Here is a 19,586-nt window from a genome sequence, read left to right on the forward strand (position 1 = left end):
CCCATCTTGACAGACACCCGGCCCGCCCTTCGCATCCATCACGTCAGGCGCACCAGCTGTCGCGGTACGTGAGGCGGCACCAGCTCGGGGCGATGGGTGAGCAACACCACGGTCCGGTGCCCGGCCGCGGCGAACAGGTCCTCCAGCAACGCCCGTCCGGTCTCCTCGTCCAGGTGCTCGGTCGGCTCGTCCAGCACGAGTATGTCGCGGTCGGCCAGCAGCAGCCGGGCGAACGCGAGCCGCTGCCGCTCACCGCCCGACAGCCGGGCACCGTGCTCGCCGACCATCGTGTCGAGCCCGTCCGGCAGCGTCTCGACGAAGATCCCGAGGCGAGCGCGGTAGAGCGCCTTCCAGAGCTGCAGGTCACTGACGCCGGGCTTGGCGAGCAGCAGGTTCTCCCGGATGCTCGTGTCGAACACGTGGCTCTCCTGGGTCAGCAAGCCGACCACGGACCGGACCTGGTCGCCCTCGAGCTTGGCCAGGTCGACACCGTCCAGCAGTACCTCGCCGTCGCGTGGCTCCAGGAAACGCAGCAGGACCGCTGCGAGGGTGCTCTTGCCTGAGCCACTCGGGCCGGTGATCACCACTCGGCTGCCGGCCGGCATGTCCAGGCTCAACTCGTTGAGTACGTCGCCGTGGTCGGCGTACCCGACTCGGAGGTGCTTCACCTCGAGGTCGCGTCCGTGCGGCAGGGGTAGCGGGGTCTCGGGTTCGGTGACTGGCTCTGGGGTGTCCAGGAGCTCTTGGACCCGGTCGAGCGATGCCCGGACGCGGATCGCGAGTTGTGCGGCGGCTGGGATGCCGCCGAGAACGTCGGCGAGTGCGAGTGGGGTCAGGACGAGTACGGCGAACACTGCGCCGGTGATGTTCGCCGTACTGCCGAGCACGAGGCCGGCCAGGCTCGCACCGCCGACACACAGCACGAGAAGCGCTGCGCCCAGCCCAGCGCTCCAGGCTGAGCGGCGCTCGGCCGCGGCCAGGCGGGAGTCGCTGGTGCTGAACGAGTCCAGCACGTTGTCGATCGCGTTGAACGCGACGATGTCGCCTGCGGTGAGCAGCGTCTCGGTGGCCGAAGCCGCTACCTCGCCGCGTGCACCTGCCAGCTTCCGCTCGGCCCGTGCGGCGGTCTTCGCGGTCAGCCACGGTACGACGGTGCACGCGATCAGGACCGCCAACGCGACGGCTACACCCGCGGTGGGCAGCAGCAGAGCTATGAGGACCACCGTGGCGGTGGCCGTCACCGCTGCGACCGCTACCGGCAACAGCACGCGCAACCACAGATCCAGCACCGCGTCCACATCCAGCACGAGTCGCGCCAGCAGGTCACCCTTCCGCTGCGAACTCAGTCCGCCCGGCGCCAGCCTCTCCAACCGCCCAGTGATCTGCGCCCGCGTCTCCCCCAGCACCCGGTACGCCGCGTCATGCCCGACCAACCGCTCGACGTACCGGAACAGACCGCGTCCCACCCCGAACGCCCGTACCGCCACGATCGCCACCATCAAGATCAACACCGGCGGCTGAGCGGCAGCAGTAGTAATCAACCAAGCCGAAGTAGCCAACAACCCCACAGCACACCCAGCCGCCGCCAACCCAGCCGCAAGCGCCACCCCCAACCGCCACCACACGCCCCGCCCCGGCAAAACCAGTTCCATCGGAAACCGCCCCGGAGCCGACCCAACCCCGCCGACCCGGCCGGCCCCGCCCGTGACCGGCGTCGCTGGATGCTGCCTTGGGGTGCTCATGCGTTGACCAGCTCTCGGGTGCCTACGGTGACTGTTCGGTCGGCAGCGGCTATGAGGGCTGGTCTGTGGGCGACCATCAGGACAGTGCGACCGCTGGCACGGAGGCCGGCGATGACTGCTGCCTCGGCGTCGGGGTCCAGACCTGCTGTTGGCTCGTCCAGGAGGAGGACTGGAGCGTCGGTGATCAGCGCTCGGGCCAGTGCCACTCGGCGTTGCTGACCGCCGGACAGCAGCTGCCCTTGCTCCCCGACGGCTTTGTCGAGCTCTAGCTCACTGGCGCCTGCTGCGATCAGCGCCAACCGAACCTCGTCGTCGGAGGCATCCGGCCGACCCAGCCGCACGTTGTCGGCCACAGTGCCCATCCGCAGCCCAGGCCGCTGCGGCACCCAGCCGAACTGCCGCCTCCACACCGTCGGCTCGAACTCGTCCGCCGCACTCCCACCCGCAACCACCACACCGCGCTCCAGCTCCACAAACCCGAGCAGCACAGCCAGCACAGTCGACTTCCCGGCCCCGCTCGGCCCGGTGAGCGCAACCACCTCCCCCGGACGCACGTCCAGGTCGAACCCATCCAGCGCAGCCTCGTCGCGACCCGGGTACCGCACCGTCACGTCGTACAGCTGCAGCCGACTCACCCGCAGATCCGGTACGTCGGTCCGATCACCGCGCTCCGGCAATGGCGTCTCCAGGATCCGGAACACCTCTTCGCTCGCAGCGACCCCGTCCGCGCTGGCGTGGAACTGCATGCCGACCTGACGCAACGGCAGGTACGCCTCGGGCGCCAGGATCAACACCATCAACGCTGTCTCGAGCCCCAGCTTGCCGTCGACCAGCCGCAGACCGACTCCGACGGCGACCAGCGCCACCGAGATGCTCGCCAGCAACTCGAGGGCGAACGACGACAGGAACGCCAGCCGCAGACTGCTCATCGACGCCACCCGATGCTTGTCGGTCACCCGACGTACGGCGGACTCCTGCGCCTTGGCGCGGCCGAACAGCTTCAGTGTGGGCAAACCAGACACGACATCGGCGAAGTGATGCGCGAGGACGGACAGGGCGTGCTGGCGGCGCCGGCTGTGGGCTTGGGTCGCCCACCCGATCAGCGCCATGAAGATCGGGATCAGCGGGAGCGTGACCACCACGGTGCCCGCCGCGATCAGGTCGCCTGTCGCCATCCAGCCGATCACGCCGGCCGGGACAGTCGCGGCAAGTACGAGCTGCGGCAGGTATCGCGCGAAGTATGGATCCAGGTCGTCGAGACCCTTGGTCAGCAGGGTCGTCAATGCGCTACTGCGTTCACCACTCAGCCACACCGGCCCGAGCTTCAGTGAGTGCTCGAGCACCTGTCGACGCAGCGTCGACTTCACCGCAGCCGCCGCCCGCTGCGCCACCACCTCCTGCATCCACACCAACAACGCCCGCCCCACCACGACAGCGCCCAGCCCGAGCGCCACGGCCGCCAGCCCACCACCCAGCAGCTCCTCACCCGGCAGCCCCTCACCCGGCAAGACACCGCCGAGGAGGCCACCGCCCAGCACGCCACCGCCGGCCTCGCCGCCACCCGCGTCTCCCCGGAGTACGCCGGTGCCTCCGTCTGCGACCGGCACCATGCCCGCGATGCCGCGCGCCAGCAGGACCGCCTGGACGACAATCAACAATCCGCTGGCGATCCCGATCAGCACCGACGCGGCGAGGAAGACCCGGGCACCCCGGGCTCTCCGCAGCAGCCGCGGATCGACGGGCTTCACGACGCGGCCTCCGAGACCGCGACCGGCTCGACGGTGATGCGCTTGCGGAACACCCAGTACGTCCACCCCTGGTACAGCATCACCAACGGCAGGGAGATCCCGGTAATGACCGTCAACACCTTCAACGTGTACGGCGTTGACGCGGCATCAACTGTTGTCAATGTTGATTGCGGATCAAGTGTTGACGGCATCACGGCCGGGAACATCGCCGCGAACAACGACGCCACGGCCAACCCGACGGCGAGCGCCGTACCGAGGAAGGCCCAGCCCTCACGCCGGATCCGGTTCGCAACCAGGCCACCGGCGAACGCGACCACCGCAACAGCCGCGACGATCCATGAGCCGGTGTCACCGCGGATCGCCTGCGCCCAGGCAAGGAACGCGATCACCAGCACTGCCGCCACCAATCCGGCACGCGAGGCCAACCGATTGGCCCGCGCGCGCAGATCATCCGTCGTCCGCAAGGCAAGGAAGATCGCGCCATGGGTAACGAACACCGCGGTGAACGCGACGGCACCGAGCAGAGCAAACGGACTCAGCAGATCACCGAAGCTCCCGACGTATTCGAACGAAGCGTCCAGCGGCACCCCACGCACCAGGTTGGCGAACGTGAGACCCCACAGCAGCGCAGGCAGCACCGACCCGATCGTGATCATGCTGTCCATCCGGCCACGCCAAATCAGGTCGTCGCGCTTCCCGCGGTACTCCAACGCCACCCCGCGCAGGATCAACGAAACCAGGATCGCGAACAGCGGCAGGTAGAACCCACTGAACAACGTCGCGTACCACTCCGGAAAGGCCGCGAACGTCGCCCCGCCGGCCACGATCAGCCACACCTCGTTGCCGTCCCAGACCGGCCCGATCGTGGTGATCACTGCCCGTCGCTCCGGCTCGTTCCGCCCGAGCACCCGCAGCAGCGTGCCGACGCCGAAGTCGAATCCCTCCAGCACGAAGTACCCGATCCACAACCCCGCGATGGCGAGGAACCAAACGGTGGTGAGTTCCATGGCCAGCCCCTCAGTAGGCGAACGACAACGGTTTGGCGGCGTCGTCCGGTGCGTCGTCCGGCGAATCGGGCGCAGGCCCGTCCGTCCCGGCCAACCCGCCGCGGATGGTGCGCAACATCAGCTTCGCCTCGACCACCGCGAGTACGCCGTACAGCACGGTGAAGCCGGCCAGCGACGTGATCACTTCCCCACTGGTGGTGCCCGGCGACACACCCGATGCCGTCGGCAACAATCCGAACACCAGCCAGGGTTGTCGTCCGGTCTCGGTGAAGATCCAGCCGAAGGTGTTCGCCAGCAGAGGCAGCAACGGCAGCGGGGCCGCGAGCCAGATCAGCCACCGAGCAGGCGCCCGGCCCCGCCGGGTCGTCCACAGCAACCACGCCGCCACCGCCACGGACGCCATCCCGACCCCGATCATCAGCCGGAAGGTCCAATAGGTCAGCGGGATGTTCGGCTTGTACGACCCCGGCCCGTACAACTGCTCGTACGCGGCCTGCAGCGAGTTGATCCCCTTCACCTCGCCGTTGAAGTTCCCGGTGGCCAGGAACGACAGCAGATGCGGCAGCTTGACCGAGAAGATCTCCCGCGACCCGTCCAGCGTCCCGACAGTGAAGACCGAGAACGACGCCGGCTTCTCCGTCGCGTACAGCGCCTCGGCCGCGGCCATCTTCATCGGCTGGACCTCGGTCATCACCTTGCCCTGCTGGTCACCGCTGAGCGCGACCCCGGCACCGGCCGCGATCACGATCACGGCCCCGAGCTTGAGCGCCGTACGGAACACGTCGTGGTCCACCGAAGGCCGCCGGATCAGGTGCCACAGCGCCACCCCGGCGACGAACGCGCCGCCGACCATGAACGCGGCGAAGATCGTGTGCGGGTAGGTGACCAGGACGACCTTGTTCGTCAGCACCGCCCAGACATCGGTCAGCTCCGCGCGGCCACGGGAGGCGTTGTAGCGGAAGCCGACCGGGTTCTGCATCCACGAGTTGGCCGCCAGGATGAAGTACGCCGACAGTTGCGTCCCGAGCACGACCATCCAGATGCACCCGAGGTGGACCAGCCGCGGCAACCGCTCCCACCCGAAGATCCACAGCCCGATGAACGTCGACTCCAGGAAGAACGCGAGCAGCCCCTCCAGCGCCAGCGGTGCGCCGAACACGTCGCCGACGAAGCGCGAGTAGTCGCTCCAGTTCATCCCGAACTGGAACTCCTGCACCAGGCCGGTGACCACGCCCATCGCGATGTTGATCAAGAACAGCTTCCCGTAGAACTTGGTCAGCCGCAGGTACTTCTCCTTGCCGGTCCGGTACCACGCCGTCTGCAGCCCGGCGGTGATCGCGACCAGAGAGATCGTCACCGGGACGAAGAAGAAGTGGTACACGGTGGTGATGGCGAACTGCCATCGAGCCAGATCCAGGGTGTCCACGCGCCGGCCTCCGCAACCATCTACGACGTTACGTAGTAGATGCTAGCGCGGATCTACTACAACGTGTAGTTATACTGGTCACGTGGCGAGTGAGGAGAAGGCCCCGCGCCCCCTGGGTGACCTGGAGCGGCTGGTCATGGAGCGATTGTGGGCGGCGCCGGCGGCGCTGACCGTGCGCGAGGTGCACGAGCAACTGGCGGACACCCGTGAGCTCGCCTACACGACCGTGATGACTGTGCTCGACCGGCTGGCCAAGAAGAAGCTGACCGAGCGAGAGCGCGACGGCAAGGCCTGGCGCTACCGCGCCGCCTCGCCCCGCGAGGAGCTCGCGGCCGACCTGATGCGGGACGCCCTCGACCGTGCCGGCGATCGCCGCGAGGCGTTGGTCCGCTTCGTCGGACAGGTCAGCGACGAGGAAGCCGCACTGCTCCGTGAAGCCCTTGGCCGGCTGGAGGACCACGCGGAGAGCGAGGAGCGGGCGGGGTGATCACTCCCGTCCTGCTCGCCGCACTCGCCCTGGTGCTGACGGGGCCGGCACCGGCGCTGCTGGCACGTTCCAGCTGGCCCTACCGGATCCCTCGCGCTGCCGTCGCGCTCTGGCAGGCGATCTCGCTCGCCGCCGTACTGGCCGCGCTGGGCGCCGGCATCGCGCTCTCCTACTCCACAGCGGGCGAGCCGGGCCGGCCACGCTTCGACCCATCGTCGGCCCGGGACCTGCTGGCGGCCGTCATCCTTGCCATGACCGCACTGGTTCTGGTGAGACTCCTCTGGGCAGCCGGCCGAGTCGCAGTGGGCACCAGGGCTCGCCGCAAGCGGCACCGCGACCTGGTCGACGTACTGGCGACGCCCGACGGTCTGATCCCGGGGCTGCGCGTCCTGGCCGAAGAGACACCGCTGGCCTACTGCCTCCCAGCTCTCCGCGGCGCCCGCGTGGTCGTGTCGGTCGGAGCTCTGGACAGGCTCGACGACAACGAGCTGCGAGCCGTGCTCGCCCACGAGCAGGCGCACCTCCGCGCCCGGCACGATCTTGTCCTCGAGGCGTTCACCGCACTGCACATGGCATTCCCGCGCTGGGTCCGCAGCGACGTAGCACTCGAGCAGGCACGCACGCTGGTCGAGCTGCTGGCCGACGACGACGCCCGCCGCCGCAACGGCCCACGCCCACTCGCCCGTGCGCTGGTCGCCCTGGCAGGTGCGCCGGCGCCGGAGGCAGGACTGGCCGCTGCCAAGTCGTCGACCGTACTGCGGGTCCAGCGCCTCGCCGACCCCGAGCCGAGCAACACCTGGCTCGCCGCCTGCACCTACGCCGTGGCGGCCGCCCTCCTGATCCTCCCGACGATCACCGTCGCCGCCCCACTCGTCAAAGCGATCGTCAGCGCGGTGAGTTAGCCGGCTGGTAGCGGAGCAGTACGCCGCCCTTAGCCCACGGCTTGGCCTCGATCAGGTCGAGGTCGACCGGCTGGCCGCCGACCGGGAACGCACTCTTCCCCGCGCCCAGCAGGATCGGGCAGATCCGCAACTGCACCTCGTCGACCAGACCGGCGTGCAGCAGCGAGTGGAACAGCGTGATGCTGCCCCACAGGATCAGGTCCTTGCCGTCCTGCTCGGCCTTGATCGCCCGCACCGCGTCGAGGTCGCGGACCACCAGGCCGGGCTCGTACGCCCCCCACGGCGCGCTCTCGAGCGTCGTGGACACGACCACCAGGTGCAAGGCGTTGAGCTTCTGCGCGATCAGCTCACCGGCCGACGCGGCCGTCGGCCAGAACGCGGCGAACAACCGGTACGTCTCGGCGCCGAGCACCATCGTGTCGACGTTGTCGAGCAAAGCGAGATTGTCGGTGTCCGACTGCCCCGCGATCGTGTCGAAGAACTCCAGCCCACCGTCCGGTCCGGCGGCGTACCCGTCGAGGGTGACGTACTCCTGAAAGATCAGTCGCCTCATCCAGCGAGGCTACCCGAAATGTTTCCCCTCACCCCGGGCCACGGCCAGCAGCACGAGCCCCGACAGAACCAGCAGAACGACCATGGTGACGACGAATGTCAGCACTTCTCTCCCCGTATCCCCAACCCAACAATCACACTGACGACCTCAGTGCCGCAAAAGTTCCCCGAACGCCTTGGCGACTTCGTCGACCTGCCAGTCCAGCGTATGTGGAGCGACCACCAACTCGATCCACGACCATCCGGGGACGTCGGCAGGCTGCCAGCGACCGCAGATCGCCTCGCGCGTCGTCTCCATCCGCTGCACCGCGGCGGTCTCGATCGTATCGGCTGCCTGCGGTGCGTAGACCCGGAACGAGTTCGTGTGCGGCGGCTCCGGGAACACCCGGAAACCCTCGCTCTGCAAGGCCATCGAGAGCTCGACCGCCCGCTGGTACAGGTCCCCCATCAGCGGCAGGACGGTCCGCAGTCCCTCCCGAGCAGACACGGCGTACGGGAACAGCGTATAGAGGTTGCCGCCCAGCCGCCGCTGCCAGCGCCGTACCTCGGCGATCACGTCCTCCGGCCCGGCCAGCGCCGCACCGCTCAAGCCACCTAGCACCTTGTAGAACGACACGTACACCGTCGACGCGAGCGCCGCGATCTCAGCCAGGCTGTGGCCCAGGTACGGCGTGCTCTCCCACAAGCGAGCGCCATCCAGATGAAGCGGTACGCCGCGCTCGCGACAGGACTCGGCGAACACGACCAGCTCGTCCCACGTCGGCAGGACGAAGCCACCATCGCGCAGCGGCAGCTCCACCGTCACCGCGGCCAGCTTCCCCGGAATCGCGGCCAGCTCGTCCGGCCGGGGCTGCCGCGGCTCCGAGGTCATCCGCTCGATCCGGAGCCGGTGCACCTCTTCCAGTGCGTTCAGCTCGTGCACGAGCAGGTGGGACAACCCGTGCACCGCGACCCGATCGGTCCCGGCGCGGTCGGCGTACACGCGCAGGACGCTCTGCTGGGCCATGATCCCGGTCGGCATGAAGACCGCCGCCGGCTTCCCCAGGAGGTCGGCGACCTCCTGCTCGAGCGCGGCGACGTCTCCATCGTTGCCGTAGACGTCGGCCGAGTCCTCGCACGCGACCTCTGTGAGCTGCCGCAACCTGTCCTGCACAGGCACCCGTGGGTGTGACAGCCAGCGTTCGCAGTTCTCGGCCGCGGCCTTCCGGCGGGCCCTGAGGTCGTCAGAGGTAGTAGCCACGCCCCTATCCTCTCGTGCCCCGCAACCCGTTTGGGCTCAGATCTTGGCAGTGACCACGTGCTCGCCCTGGAGCGTCCTGATCTCCACCGACCGCACCTGGTTCAGCGGCACCAGCACGCCGCCGCCGAACTTGCTGCCCTCCTGCGCGGCCTTCGCCGACACCACCCAACTGCCCGCGATCCAGGTCTTGCCCGACTTGTCGGTCACGACCATCTGGCACTCGGCACCGGCCTTCAGGCCGGTGATCTGCACCATGACCCAGCTCCACCCGGCCCGCGGCTCCACCGTCGTCGCCATCGTCGTGCCGGTCGCGACGTCCGAGGAGTTGACGTGCTTGGACCCGGCGACAGGAACCTCGGCCGGCTCGGAAGTCTGCCGTCCGATGGCCACGCCGCCACCGAGTGCACCGGCCACCACCAGCACCGCTGCGGCTGCCAGCAACCACGTGCGGGTCCGCTTCCGGGCGGGCGGGGCCTGAACCGGCGCCGGCTCGACGGCGGTCTGCCGCACCTCCCGCAGCGTGCGCTGCAGCAGGAGTTCGCCACCGTCGGGCGGACCGTCCAGGAACGCCTCCGGCGGCACCTCGCCCAGGAAGTACTTCATCTCCTCCAACTCGGCCACCTCGGTGCGGCACTCGGCACAGGTGGCCAGGTGCTCGTCGACCTCGCGGACCTCGTCGGGCTCGAGCGCGCCCAAGGCGTAGGCGCCCAGCTGCGAGCGATCGTGCTCAGTCATCGGGCCACCTCCGCTTCTGTTCCGGCCATCACCGCGCGCAGAGCTCGGAGGGCGTAATACGATCTCGATTTCACGGTACCGGGCGGGACGCCGAGTTCCTTGGCGGCCTCTGCGACCGAGCGGCCCCGGTAGTACAACTGCACCAGCACCTCGCGATGTTCCGGCGACACCTGGTCGAGTGCGTCCATCACGATCATGGTGTTCACCACGGACTCGGAATGGTCGCCCTCGACCGGGGGCCGGATCTCTACGTCGGCGACCTCGGCCGGTCGCGCCGCTCGGGCCCTGGCCCGGTCGGTGACGATGTTGCGTGCCACCGTCAGCAACCATCCGCGCACGGATCCCTTGCCCGCGGTCAGGTCGCCGGCGTGTTTCCACGCCCGCACCAGAGTCTCCTGTACGACGTCCTCCGCGGCCGCACGGTCGCCGGTCAGCCGGGTCGCATAAGCCAGCAGGCTGCGGCCGTGTTCGGCGTACAGCGATCGGATCAGCGTCTCGGCAGCCTCCGGCCCCGGGTAGTCACCCACCGTCCGTACGATAGGGGATTCACCGGCCACCGCAATGGCTGGGCTCAACCGCGGCCGGAACTCAGTAACCTGAGTTGCCATTACTGGACGGCTGGGTCGTGATCTTCTTGCCGTCCGCGCCGACGACCCACCAGACTCCACCGACCGCCTGGCCTTTGGCGTCGCCCGCCTTCGTGTCACTGGCGAACAGGTAGATGGGGAGCCCACCGACCGCCAACTGCTTGCTGCCGTCGGACCGGGTCACCGTGCTGACCAGCGAGGCGTCGATTCCGTCGAGCTGCGGCGTACCGTCGCCGGCGGCTACGACCGGCCACTTGGCCAGGCAGTCGCCCTCACAGTTCGACTTGCCGGACGCGTCCTTGTCGAACACGTACACCGTTCGCCCGTTGCCGTCGACAATGACCTTGCCGAAGCTGCCGACATCGGCCGTCGCGAGCTTCGCGCCGGCCGCGGCCGGTGCGCTCGAGCTGCTGCTGGATGTCCCACCGCTGGCGGAGTCGCCGTCGTCACCGCAGGCGGTCAAGCCGGCGAGGCCCAGCGCGCACACACCGATCACAATTCCCAGACGCTTCATCAGGTCCTCCTCGGGTCACCGTTGAACACCTGCCATACGTCCGGAATCCGTGACCGGTTCAAACCGGAGAGATATCGTTTCGGGCATGGTTTCAGGCATGGATGAGATCCCCGCCGCGATCCAGCGTGCACTCACCGCGATCGACGAGCAGGACAACGACGCGTTCGTGGCGGCCTTCGCCGCCGACGGCTACGTCGACGACTGGGGCCGCCAGTTCCGGGGACACGACCGGATCCGGTCCTGGAGCGACAACGAGCTGATCGGCAAGCGGGCCACCTTCACCGGCACCCAGGTGTCCACTCCTGGTAACCCGCTGACGATCGTCACCCAGGTCGGCGGCGACGGCTTCAACGGCCCGTCCCACTTCACCTTCGACGTCCAGGGCGACCAGCTCGCGTCGATGACCATCACCGCCTGACCTCTTGCATAGTTGCCGGAGGCAAGGACAGCGTCAGGCGCTCGTGATCCGAGCCTCGACAGCACCCTTCGGCATCTACAGTTCGGTCATGAGAATGTCAGCGCGCCGGTACCTGCGGCTGCCGAAGGTCGAGAACCCTCCGGAGTTGTCGGTCGCCGAAGCTGCGCTGCTCGTGTTTGCCGAGGTCGGCCCGGCAGCGACTGGTGGCACGGTGCTCGAACTGGCGCAGGTCGGAGCCGTGCGGGTCGACGAGGGCAGCACTGAACACTCGCCGCAGACAGTCGTCCTGGTCGATCCCGGGGCAACCGCGGGCGAGCACCATCGGGTCCTGCTCCGGGGGATGTTCCCATCGCTCAAGCCGGGCGACAGCCGGATGATGCGGCGCGGGCGGAAGGACAATCTGCGGATGCTCGGCGCGCACCAAAAGTTCCGGACCGCGGTCGACGAGCGGGTTGCCGAGCGCGGTTGGTTCCACCGGTCACCGGCGTCCGGTCGTGCCGGGGCGATGCTCCGCCGTACGCGGCTGGCGGGTTGGGGCAGTCTGACGCCCGCCGGTCACGAGATGGTGGCCGAGGTGCTCGGCTTCCGGCGGTACTTCGCCACCCTCGAGGCCGGCGACGTACGGCGTGCCGACCTGATCCGGTTCCTCCCTTGGGCGCTCGCCCTGGGACTGCACCACCGCTGGGAGCAACTGTCGACGGGCCTGGACACCGACGATGACGAGCCGGTGAGCTGGTGGAGCGCCACAAGCATGTTCCGCCTCGGCCCGTTCCGCCGCGGCCTCGCCGCCTTCGCTGACGCCGCCACGCTACGAGCCGCTCAGGACACCAAGTACGCCTACGGCCTGTACGACTACGACGCCGGCGACGACTTCACCTTCGACTCCGGTCCCTCCACCGGCAGCGACTCCGACTTCGGCGACGCCACCCCCAGCGACAACAACTGGTAACCCACCAACCTCAGACCGCGCGGACGGTCAGCACGTCGTCGAGTCCCTCGAAGTCCGCTGCGTTGCGCGTGTACAGCGGCAGACCCCGGCTCGAGGCGATGGCCGCGATCATCAGGTCCATCCGCCGAGACCGGGGATCTCGGCCGGCCGAGATCACCAGCGCCACCAGCGTGCCGTAGCGAGCCGCGGCATCGCCGTCGAACGGCAACGGATCGAAGTCGGTCACGGCAGCTCCGAGCACCTCGGTCCGCGCGGCTCTGGTCGCCGCGTCCCTCGCCATCGCGACGCCCTGATGCAGTTCGGCCAGCGTCACGGCCGTGAGTTCGGGGTACTCCGGCAGTGCTTCGGCCTCGATCAGACCGCGATCGATGCACGCACGGGTGTCCAGAACGCCGGAAGCCGACGGATCACTCACCGCCGCGCTCCCAGGGGTCGTCCTCGCCGACTCTGTCCTCGGCGCCGACGAACTCGTCCGCATCCTGTCGCATCAGCGCGGCATCCACCCGAGGCAGCCGGTGGTGCCGCTCCACCAGCTCCTGCGCGCTCGGGCGTCGCCGCTCGTTCAGCGGGCGCAGCTCGGCGACCTCGGTGCCGTTCCGAGTGATGTGGTAGATCACCCCGGCCTCAACAGCATCCATCACAGCCGCAGAGTGATTGCGGAACTCCCGCTGGGTGATGATCTTCATACCCCAGCGCAGCTCCGTGAGACACGGCTCGCTACACCGCTTCGGGTTCGCGGATTCGTTGGGAGATGACCGAGGAGACGCCGTCGCCGCGCATGGTGACGCCGTACAGGGCGTCGGCGACCTCCATGGTGCGCTTCTGGTGGGTGATGACGAGGAGCTGGCTGTTCTCCCGCAGCTCTTCGTAGAGCTCCAGCAGGCGGCCGAGGTTCGTGTCGTCCAGCGCCGCCTCGACCTCGTCGAGGATGTAGAACGGCGACGGCCGGGCCTTGAACAGGGCGACCAGGAAGGCGACCGCGACCAGCGAGCGCTCACCACCGGACAGCAGCGACAGCCGCTTCACCTTCTTGCCCGGCGGACGCGCCTCGACGTCGATCCCGGTGGCCAGCATGTCGTCCGGATCGGTCAGCACCAGCCGGCCCTCACCGCCGGGGAACAACCGGGCGAAGACGTGCTCGAAGGCGACCTCGACGTCGCGGTAGGCCTGGGTGAAGACCTGCTCGACCCGCTCGTCGACCTCCTTGACGATGTCCATCAGGTCGCGGCGGGACTTCTTCAAATCGTCCAGCTGCTCGGACAGGAACCGGTGCCGCTCCTCCATCGCGTCGAACTCCTCCAGCGCGAGCGGGTTGATCCGCCCCAGCTGGTTGAGCGCGCGCTCGGCCTGCTTGAGCCGCTTCTCGACCTTCGTCCGGTCGAACGGCTCGCCCTCGAGCTCGAGGGTGTTGTCGTCGCCGTCCTTCGGCAGTGGCGGCACCAGCTGATCCGGCCCGTACTCCGCGACGAGCGCCTCGACCTCAACTCCGAGCTCGCCGAGCGACTTCTCGTACAGCTGCTCCAGTCGCATCTTCTGCTCGGCCCGGGCCAGCGCGTCGCGGTGGACGGTGTTGGTCAGCTGCTCGAGGTCGGAGCTCAGGCCACGCGTCGCGGACCGGGACTGGGCCAGCGCCTGCTCACGGTCCGCCCGCTGCGCCTGGATCGCCGCCCGCTCGGACGCTGCCAGCTGCAACGAGGTCTCCAGCCGGGCCAGCACGTGACCAGCAGCCAGGTGCACAGCCTGTGCGGCCTCTGCCTGCCGAGCCCGGCGCGCCGCCCGAGCGATCGCCCGCGCTCGCGCCTCGCGCTCCTGCCGCGCCGCCCGCTCCAACGAGTCCGCCCGGCCGGACAGCGCCCGGGCCCGCTCCTCGGTGGTACGCAGCGCCAGCCGCGCCTCCATCTCGGCCGCGCGACCGCCCTTGGCCGCCTCGGCGAGCCGGTCGCGCTCGGCGGTGTCCGGCTCGTCACCGTCGTCGTCGAACTGCTCGGCGTCGGTGAGACGCTCCTCCAGCTCGGCCAGGCCGGACAGGTTCTTGTCGCGCTCCTCCTCGGCCGCAGCGATCGCCTCGGCCATCCGCTGCGCCTCGCCGCGGGACGCCTTCGCCAGCGACCCGAAGTGCGCCAACTGCTCGGCCACGGCCGCCATCGCGGCGTCCGACTCGTGCAGCCGGGCCAGCGTGATCTCGACAGATTCCTTCTGCCGCGAGCGCTCGTCCTCCAGCGCCGCCAGCTCGAACCGCAGCCGCTCGCTCCGTGCCGTGGCCTCGGTCAGCTTCTCCGTCGCCTCGTCGACCGCGGACTGCACCTCGATCAGGCTGGGCGCCGCGTCCGAACCGCCGTACGCGAAGTGCGCCCCGAGTACGTCGCCACCGCGCGTGGTGCACGTGACGTCGGGCAGGTTCCGCACCAGCATCCGGGCGGCCGCCACGTCGTCCACCACGGCGACCTTGCGCAGCAACCGCCGCAACGCGGGCCGCAGGGTCTCCGGGCAATCCACGACATCCACGGCGTACGACGCTCCGTACGGCAGCGACGGCCACGTGGCGTAGTCATCCGACGGCGCGTCGCCCAGCAGCAGGCCGGCCCGGCCCAGATCGTGCTGCTTGAGGTGGCCGACGGCGTGCAGGGCAGCGTCGGTGTGGGTGACCGCTACGGCGTCGGCAGCCTCACCGAGGGCCGCTGCGATCGCAGTCTCATACCCGCTCCGCACGCTCAGCAGAGCAGCCACGGAGCCCATCAGGCCGTTCACCTGCTCGGAGGCAGCCAGCAGAGCGCCGGCACCATCCTTGCGGTTCAGGCCGAGCTCCAGCGCTTCCTTGCGAGCCGACAAGCCGGTGCGCTCGCGCTCGGCGTCGCGCTCCTCGGCCCGGACCTTCGCCAGGCGCTCGTCCATCTCGTCGAGGACGGCCTGCGCCGCCTCGTACTGGTCGTCGAGCCCCTTCTCACCGGCGTCCAGTCCGGCAACCTGAGTCTCCAGCGCGGTGAAGTCGTGCTGCGCCTTGGCAGCGCGTGCCTCGGCCTCCCGCATGTTGCTGGCGAGACGGCCGATCTCGGACTCGGCGGCGGAGGCGCGGCTCTTCAGCGCGTTCACCTGACCGGTCAGCCGGGCCAGGCCCTCGCGGCGGTCGGCGGCGGCCCGGATCAGCGCCGAGATCCGGCGCTCCTCCTCAGCTTCCTGCGACTCGAGCTGCTGGCGGCGTTCGACCGCCTCGGCGAGCAGCTCCGAGTGGGCTTCGACCTCGGCCTCGATCTGCGCCTCGGTCTCGCGAACCCGCGCGGCCTCCAGCTCCAGCTCGTCGGGGTCCCGCCCGGCCCGCGGCTCCTCGGCCTCGTCGTTCAGCGATCGGATCCGGTCCGCCGCGATCCGTGCCGTGCCCTTGATCTTCTCACCGAAGCCGGACAGCTGGTACCAGGTGTCCTGGGCCGCCTGCAGGGCCGGCGCGTCCTCGCGCAGCGCGTCCTCGAGCTCGGCCTCCAGCTCACGGGCCTCGCGCAGCTTGGCCTCGGTCTCGGTCCGGCGCTGGGTCAGCGCGGCCTCGTCGCGCAGCTCGGCCTCGAGCGCGGACTGGGCCTGGACGATGTCGTCGGCGAGCAGCCGGGCGCGGCCGTCGCGGACCTCCGCCTGGATCGTCACCGCCCGGCGCGCCACCTCCGCCTGGCGCCCGAGCGGCTTGAGCTGGCGGCGGATCTCGGTGATCAGGTCCCCGAGGCGGTGCAGGTTGCCCTCGGTGGCCTCCAGCTTCCGGATCGCCTTTTCCTTGCGTTTGCGGTGCTTCAGGACACCGGCCGCCTCCTCGACGAACCCGCGCCGGCCCTCCGGGGTGGCGCGCAGGATCGAGTCGAGCTGGCCCTGGCCGACGATGACGTGCATCTCGCGGCCGATGCCGGAGTCGCTGAGCAGTTCCTGGACGTCGAGCAGCCGGCAGTTCTGGCCGTTGATCTGGTAGTCCGACCCGCCGTTGCGGAACATCGTCCGGGAGATCGTCACCTCGGCGTACTCGATCGGCAGTGCGCCGTCGGTGTTGTCGATGGTGAGCACCACTTCGGCGCGGCCCAGCGGGGCGCGCCCGGAGGTGCCGGCGAAGATGACGTCTTCCATCTTGCCGCCACGCAGCGACTTGGCGCCCTGCTCGCCCATCACCCAGGCGAGGGCGTCGACCACATTGGACTTGCCGGAGCCGTTCGGACCGACGATGCAGGTGATCCCCGGTTCGAAGTTCATCGTCGTGGCCGACGCGAACGACTTGAAGCCTCGGAGCGTCATGCTCTTCAGGTACAAAGCGATGCTCTCCAACCCGTGAAAGGACAGACGATACCCAAGGAACCGTCATAACTGCACGTAACGCTGCCGCTACCCGGGGGAAGTAGTTCCGCTTCGCAGTCTACAAACACCTGCGGACGTTCCTGCGGAGGCCAGCCGATCAGAATGGCGGGCAAAGGATCTGGGAGCACAACATTCGATGAACAGACAACCGGCGGGGGCCCGGACGGGGGCCACCGCCGTGGGTAGTGCGGACGGTAGAGATGGAACTCTCGTTGTCGCGGCTCGGGTCCTCAGACCGAAGCGGGGGCGCGCAGAGCCTCGTCGACGGTAAGCAGCCGGCCCTCGTGGACCTGTGCGACGAGGTGGTCGTTCTCTGCCTGCAGGCGCATCACGTGCGCCTCCAGATCGGCGACACGCCGGTTGAGCAGACGAACCTGCTCGAGCATGCGCGGGTCAGTGCCTCCAAGGTGCCCTAGAAGAGCCTTGGCCATTGTGCTGTCCTCCGGAAGGGTTCTGGCCGGGTGCGCTCCTGGGGTCAACGACGTGGAGCGCGGAAAATGTGTGCCGTCTTTCAGGGTGACACCGGCGGGGCCGACGGTCAACCTGGGCCACGTTTATTAACGATACCTCGCTCACCAGCGGACATGGCGAGGGATCGGCTGACATTTCGGGCACCGGTACGACGAACGGTTCATGAACGGCTCGCGACGGATCGGCCGCCCGTCGCGCGGACACGGCGAACCCTCTTGCCCGTAGACGTTCAGGCCACGCTCGAAGTACCCGGATTCCCCGTTCACATTGACGTAGAGGGCATCGAAGCTGGTCCCGCCGACGTCCAGCGCCTCGGCCATCACCTCCTGGGCGTGCCGCAGGATCTCCCTTGTTTGCAAGGGTTTCAGCGTTTCCGTCGCCCGGGCGTAGTGCATTCTTGACCGCCACAACGCTTCATCTGCGTAGATATTGCCCACTCCGCTGATGACGGTCTGGTCCAGCAAGGCCCGTTTGAGGCCGGTCTTGCGGCGCCGGACCGCGGCCACGAACACGTCCGGATCGAACAGAGGATCGAACGGGTCGCGGGCGATGTGGGCGATTTCCGGCGGCAGTTCCGCACCACCCTCGGAATACGACAGACCACCGAACATCCGCTGGTCCACAAACCGGACCTCTCCGCCGTCGTCGGCGAACCGGAACCGGACCCGCAGATGGGCCTCGTCGGGCGCGCCGACCGGCTGTACCCGGAACTGCCCGCTCATCCCGAGATGGGTCAGCACCGCGTCCCCGGACTCCAGCGGCAGCCACAGGTACTTGCCGCGCCGGGCCGGCTCGGTGAACACCTGCCCCTTCAGCCGGGCGACGAAATCGTCCGGCCCGGCGGCATGACGCCGTACCGGGCGGGGATGCAGGACCTCGACGGCGTCGATGGTCCGGCCGGTGGTGAACTCCGCCAGACCCCGGCGTACGACCTCTACCTCAGGAAGCTCAGGCACCTCAGGGCTGCTGGGAGGGGTCTGTGCTGTCGGGGTGGGCGGCCCGGAGTGCCTTCCAGGCGGTCTCCGCGGCCTGCTGCTCGGCTTCCTTCTTGCTCCGGCCGATGCCGTGACCGTACGTGTCGGAGCCGATCCGGACCCGTGCCTCGAACGTCTTGGCGTGGTCCGGGCCAGACTCGGCGATCACGTACTCCGGCACGCCGACGCCCAACTGAGCGACCAGTTCCTGCAGCGAGGTCTTCCAGTCCAGGCCGGCGCCGAGGCGGGCCGAGGACTCCATCAGGTCGTCGAACAGCCTGTGCACGACCTGTCCGGCGGTCTCGAAGCCGCGGTCCAGAAAGACGGCACCGATCAGCGCCTCGACACAGTCGGCCAGGATCGACGACTTGTCCCGGCCGCCGGTCGCTTCCTCGCCGCGGCCGAGCCGCAGGTACTTGCCCAGCTTGAGCTCGCGGGCGACACCCGCGAGCGCGCGCATGTTCACCACCGCGGCGCGCAGCTTGGCCAGCCTGCCCTCGGACAGGTCCGGGTGATTGCGGAACAGCGACTCCGTGACGATGACGCCGAGCACGGAGTCCCCGAGGAACTCCAGCCGCTCGTTCGTCGGCAGCCCACCGTTCTCGTACGCGAACGAGCGGTGGGTGAAGGCGTGCTCCAGTAGTTCGTCAGCCAGCGATACGCCGAGCCGCTGGTTCAGCTCGGCGTAGAGCCCCGTCTCGTTGACCGAATTCACTGGGTGAGGTGTCGCTTAGCTCTCGACGACCTGGCGGCGCTCGCCCTTGGCGCCGTACTGGCCGCAGGTGGGGCAAACGGTGTGCTGCAGGTGCTTCGCGCGGCAGGCGGGGTTCACGCAGGTGACCAGCGACGGGGCAGTGGTCTTCCACTGAGCCCGGCGGTTGCGGGTGTTGCTGCGCGACATCTTCCGCTTCGGAACGGCCACGGTTATGACTCCTCGGTTCGGCCGGGGGCTTGTGGACCCGGCCGGCTGGTGTGCGTGTATTCGGTCTTCAGTTGTCTTGCTGGTCGTTCTGGAGCAATCCGCCGAGGGCCGCCCAGCGTGGGTCGGTACCGTCCTCGTGCTTGTGGCCGGGCTCGTCCGCCAGGCGTACCCCACACTCGGGGCACAGACCCGGACAGTCGTCCGTACACAAGGGCTGGAACGGCAGTGCGAGCACCACCTGGTCCCTCAGCACCGGCTCGAGGTCGATCAGATCGCCCTCCATCCGGCTGGCCTCGTCCGGTTCGGCTTCGCTTTCCGGGTAGACGTACAGCTCCTGGACGTCAGCGAGGAACTCCTCCTCGATATCGACCAGGCACCGCGCGCACTCCCCGACCAGCCGGCCGCGGGCCGTCCCGGTGACGAGAACCCCTTCGACGACCGATTCCAGCCGTAGATCGAACTGGATCGGGTCGCCCTCGGGGACGCCGATCACGTCGATTCCGAGATCCGCCGGAGCCGGTGCCGTGAAGGTGACCTCGCGCTGGGACCCGGCGCGGCGCGTCAGCTCGTGCGTGTCGATCACGAGTGG

Annotated in this window: 21 protein-coding genes; 4 read left to right on the forward strand and 17 right to left on the reverse strand. The window is 68.9% G+C overall.

Annotation, left to right across the window (positions count from 1 at the left end):
• Nucleotides 1–38: 38 nt before the first annotated feature.
• From cydC to E0H75_RS33655, 4 genes are all read right to left on the reverse strand, one after another.
• Entirely contained in the window at nucleotides 39–1,652 is a 1,614-nt protein-coding gene (gene cydC / locus E0H75_RS33640; RefSeq protein WP_131517749.1) for a thiol reductant ABC exporter subunit CydC, read from the reverse strand.
• An 86-nt stretch (nucleotides 1,653–1,738) separates the two neighbouring features.
• Complete coding sequence (gene cydD / locus E0H75_RS33645) at nucleotides 1,739–3,490, reverse strand: thiol reductant ABC exporter subunit CydD (protein ID WP_131517750.1); 1,752 nt, start codon at nucleotides 3,488–3,490, stop codon at nucleotides 1,739–1,741.
• A complete protein-coding gene (gene cydB / locus E0H75_RS33650) occupies nucleotides 3,487–4,497 on the reverse strand; it encodes a cytochrome d ubiquinol oxidase subunit II (RefSeq protein WP_131517751.1) in 1,011 nt (336 codons plus the stop codon). The genes cydD and cydB overlap by 4 nt, the downstream gene beginning before the upstream one ends.
• Before the next feature lie 10 nt (nucleotides 4,498–4,507).
• Complete coding sequence (locus E0H75_RS33655) at nucleotides 4,508–5,923, reverse strand: cytochrome ubiquinol oxidase subunit I (protein WP_131517752.1); 1,416 nt, start codon at nucleotides 5,921–5,923, stop codon at nucleotides 4,508–4,510.
• Nucleotides 5,924–6,005: 82 nt separating this feature from the next.
• Here E0H75_RS33655 and E0H75_RS33660 point away from each other — a divergent pair, with 82 nt between their 5' ends.
• Both E0H75_RS33660 and E0H75_RS33665 read left to right on the forward strand, forming a co-directional pair.
• Nucleotides 6,006–6,410, forward strand: a complete 405-nt coding sequence (locus tag E0H75_RS33660; RefSeq protein ID WP_131517753.1) for a BlaI/MecI/CopY family transcriptional regulator — start codon at nucleotides 6,006–6,008, stop codon at nucleotides 6,408–6,410.
• Nucleotides 6,407–7,312, forward strand: a complete 906-nt coding sequence (locus E0H75_RS33665) for a M56 family metallopeptidase (RefSeq protein WP_131517754.1) — start codon at nucleotides 6,407–6,409, stop codon at nucleotides 7,310–7,312. The genes E0H75_RS33660 and E0H75_RS33665 overlap by 4 nt, the downstream gene beginning before the upstream one ends.
• Here E0H75_RS33665 and E0H75_RS33670 read toward each other — a convergent pair.
• The 5 genes from E0H75_RS33670 to E0H75_RS33690 form a co-directional block, all read right to left on the reverse strand.
• Nucleotides 7,296–7,865: a dihydrofolate reductase family protein gene (locus tag E0H75_RS33670; protein ID WP_131517755.1), complete on the reverse strand. Its 570-nt coding sequence runs from the start codon at nucleotides 7,863–7,865 to the stop codon at nucleotides 7,296–7,298. The two genes, E0H75_RS33665 and E0H75_RS33670, sit on opposite strands and share 17 nt — an antisense overlap.
• Before the next feature lie 147 nt (nucleotides 7,866–8,012).
• Nucleotides 8,013–9,104 (reverse strand): threonine aldolase family protein, encoded by a 1,092-nt coding sequence (locus E0H75_RS33675; protein WP_131517756.1) that lies wholly within the window; start codon nucleotides 9,102–9,104, stop codon nucleotides 8,013–8,015.
• Between the two features lie 36 nt (nucleotides 9,105–9,140).
• Entirely contained in the window at nucleotides 9,141–9,839 is a 699-nt protein-coding gene (locus E0H75_RS33680; RefSeq protein WP_131517757.1) for an anti-sigma factor family protein, read from the reverse strand.
• Nucleotides 9,836–10,366 (reverse strand): sigma-70 family RNA polymerase sigma factor, encoded by a 531-nt coding sequence (locus tag E0H75_RS33685; RefSeq protein WP_202873305.1) that lies wholly within the window; start codon nucleotides 10,364–10,366, stop codon nucleotides 9,836–9,838. Before E0H75_RS33685 ends, E0H75_RS33680 begins: the two co-directional genes overlap by 4 nt.
• Before the next feature lie 61 nt (nucleotides 10,367–10,427).
• Complete coding sequence (locus E0H75_RS33690) at nucleotides 10,428–10,940, reverse strand: COG4315 family predicted lipoprotein (RefSeq protein WP_131517758.1); 513 nt, start codon at nucleotides 10,938–10,940, stop codon at nucleotides 10,428–10,430.
• 97 nt (nucleotides 10,941–11,037) lie between these two features.
• On the opposite strand from E0H75_RS33690, the gene E0H75_RS33695 reads away from it, so the two are divergent.
• Together E0H75_RS33695 and E0H75_RS33700 are read left to right on the forward strand one after the other, a co-directional pair.
• Nucleotides 11,038–11,358 carry a nuclear transport factor 2 family protein gene (locus E0H75_RS33695; protein ID WP_131517759.1) on the forward strand — a complete coding sequence of 107 codons (321 nt, stop codon included), beginning with the start codon at nucleotides 11,038–11,040 and terminating at the stop codon, nucleotides 11,356–11,358.
• A gap of 88 nt (nucleotides 11,359–11,446) precedes the next feature.
• Nucleotides 11,447–12,307, forward strand: coding sequence for a DUF2207 domain-containing protein (locus tag E0H75_RS33700; RefSeq protein WP_131517760.1), 861 nt, complete (start codon nucleotides 11,447–11,449; stop codon nucleotides 12,305–12,307).
• 10 nt (nucleotides 12,308–12,317) lie between these two features.
• On the opposite strand, the gene E0H75_RS33705 is transcribed toward E0H75_RS33700, so the two are convergent.
• The 8 genes from E0H75_RS33705 to E0H75_RS33740 all read right to left on the reverse strand — a co-directional run bounded on the left by E0H75_RS33705 (nucleotide 12,318) and on the right by E0H75_RS33740 (nucleotide 19,580).
• Nucleotides 12,318–12,722: a type II toxin-antitoxin system VapC family toxin gene (locus E0H75_RS33705; protein ID WP_131517761.1), complete on the reverse strand. Its 405-nt coding sequence runs from the start codon at nucleotides 12,720–12,722 to the stop codon at nucleotides 12,318–12,320.
• Nucleotides 12,715–12,993: a type II toxin-antitoxin system Phd/YefM family antitoxin gene (locus E0H75_RS33710; protein ID WP_131517762.1), complete on the reverse strand. Its 279-nt coding sequence runs from the start codon at nucleotides 12,991–12,993 to the stop codon at nucleotides 12,715–12,717. The genes E0H75_RS33705 and E0H75_RS33710 overlap by 8 nt, the downstream gene beginning before the upstream one ends.
• 31 nt (nucleotides 12,994–13,024) lie before the next feature.
• Complete coding sequence (gene smc / locus E0H75_RS33715; protein WP_131517763.1) at nucleotides 13,025–16,570, reverse strand: chromosome segregation protein SMC; 3,546 nt, start codon at nucleotides 16,568–16,570, stop codon at nucleotides 13,025–13,027.
• 290 nt (nucleotides 16,571–16,860) lie between these two features.
• A complete protein-coding gene (locus E0H75_RS33720; RefSeq protein ID WP_233712037.1) occupies nucleotides 16,861–17,016 on the reverse strand; it encodes a hypothetical protein in 156 nt (51 codons plus the stop codon).
• 186 nt (nucleotides 17,017–17,202) lie between these two features.
• Nucleotides 17,203–18,057 carry a bifunctional DNA-formamidopyrimidine glycosylase/DNA-(apurinic or apyrimidinic site) lyase gene (mutM, locus tag E0H75_RS33725; RefSeq protein WP_131517764.1) on the reverse strand — a complete coding sequence of 285 codons (855 nt, stop codon included), beginning with the start codon at nucleotides 18,055–18,057 and terminating at the stop codon, nucleotides 17,203–17,205.
• Between the two features lies 1 nt (nucleotide 18,058).
• On the reverse strand, nucleotides 18,059–18,790 hold the full coding sequence (gene rnc / locus E0H75_RS33730; RefSeq protein WP_131517765.1) for a ribonuclease III: 732 nt from the start codon (nucleotides 18,788–18,790) through the stop codon (nucleotides 18,059–18,061).
• A gap of 15 nt (nucleotides 18,791–18,805) precedes the next feature.
• Nucleotides 18,806–18,997: a 50S ribosomal protein L32 gene (rpmF, locus tag E0H75_RS33735; protein ID WP_131355175.1), complete on the reverse strand. Its 192-nt coding sequence runs from the start codon at nucleotides 18,995–18,997 to the stop codon at nucleotides 18,806–18,808.
• 67 nt (nucleotides 18,998–19,064) lie between these two features.
• Nucleotides 19,065–19,580 carry a YceD family protein gene (locus tag E0H75_RS33740; protein ID WP_238163426.1) on the reverse strand — a complete coding sequence of 172 codons (516 nt, stop codon included), beginning with the start codon at nucleotides 19,578–19,580 and terminating at the stop codon, nucleotides 19,065–19,067.
• Between the last annotated feature and the right edge of the window lie 6 nt (nucleotides 19,581–19,586).

Source organism: Kribbella capetownensis (assembly GCF_004331485.1).
Lineage (GTDB): Bacteria > Actinomycetota > Actinomycetes > Propionibacteriales > Kribbellaceae > Kribbella > Kribbella capetownensis.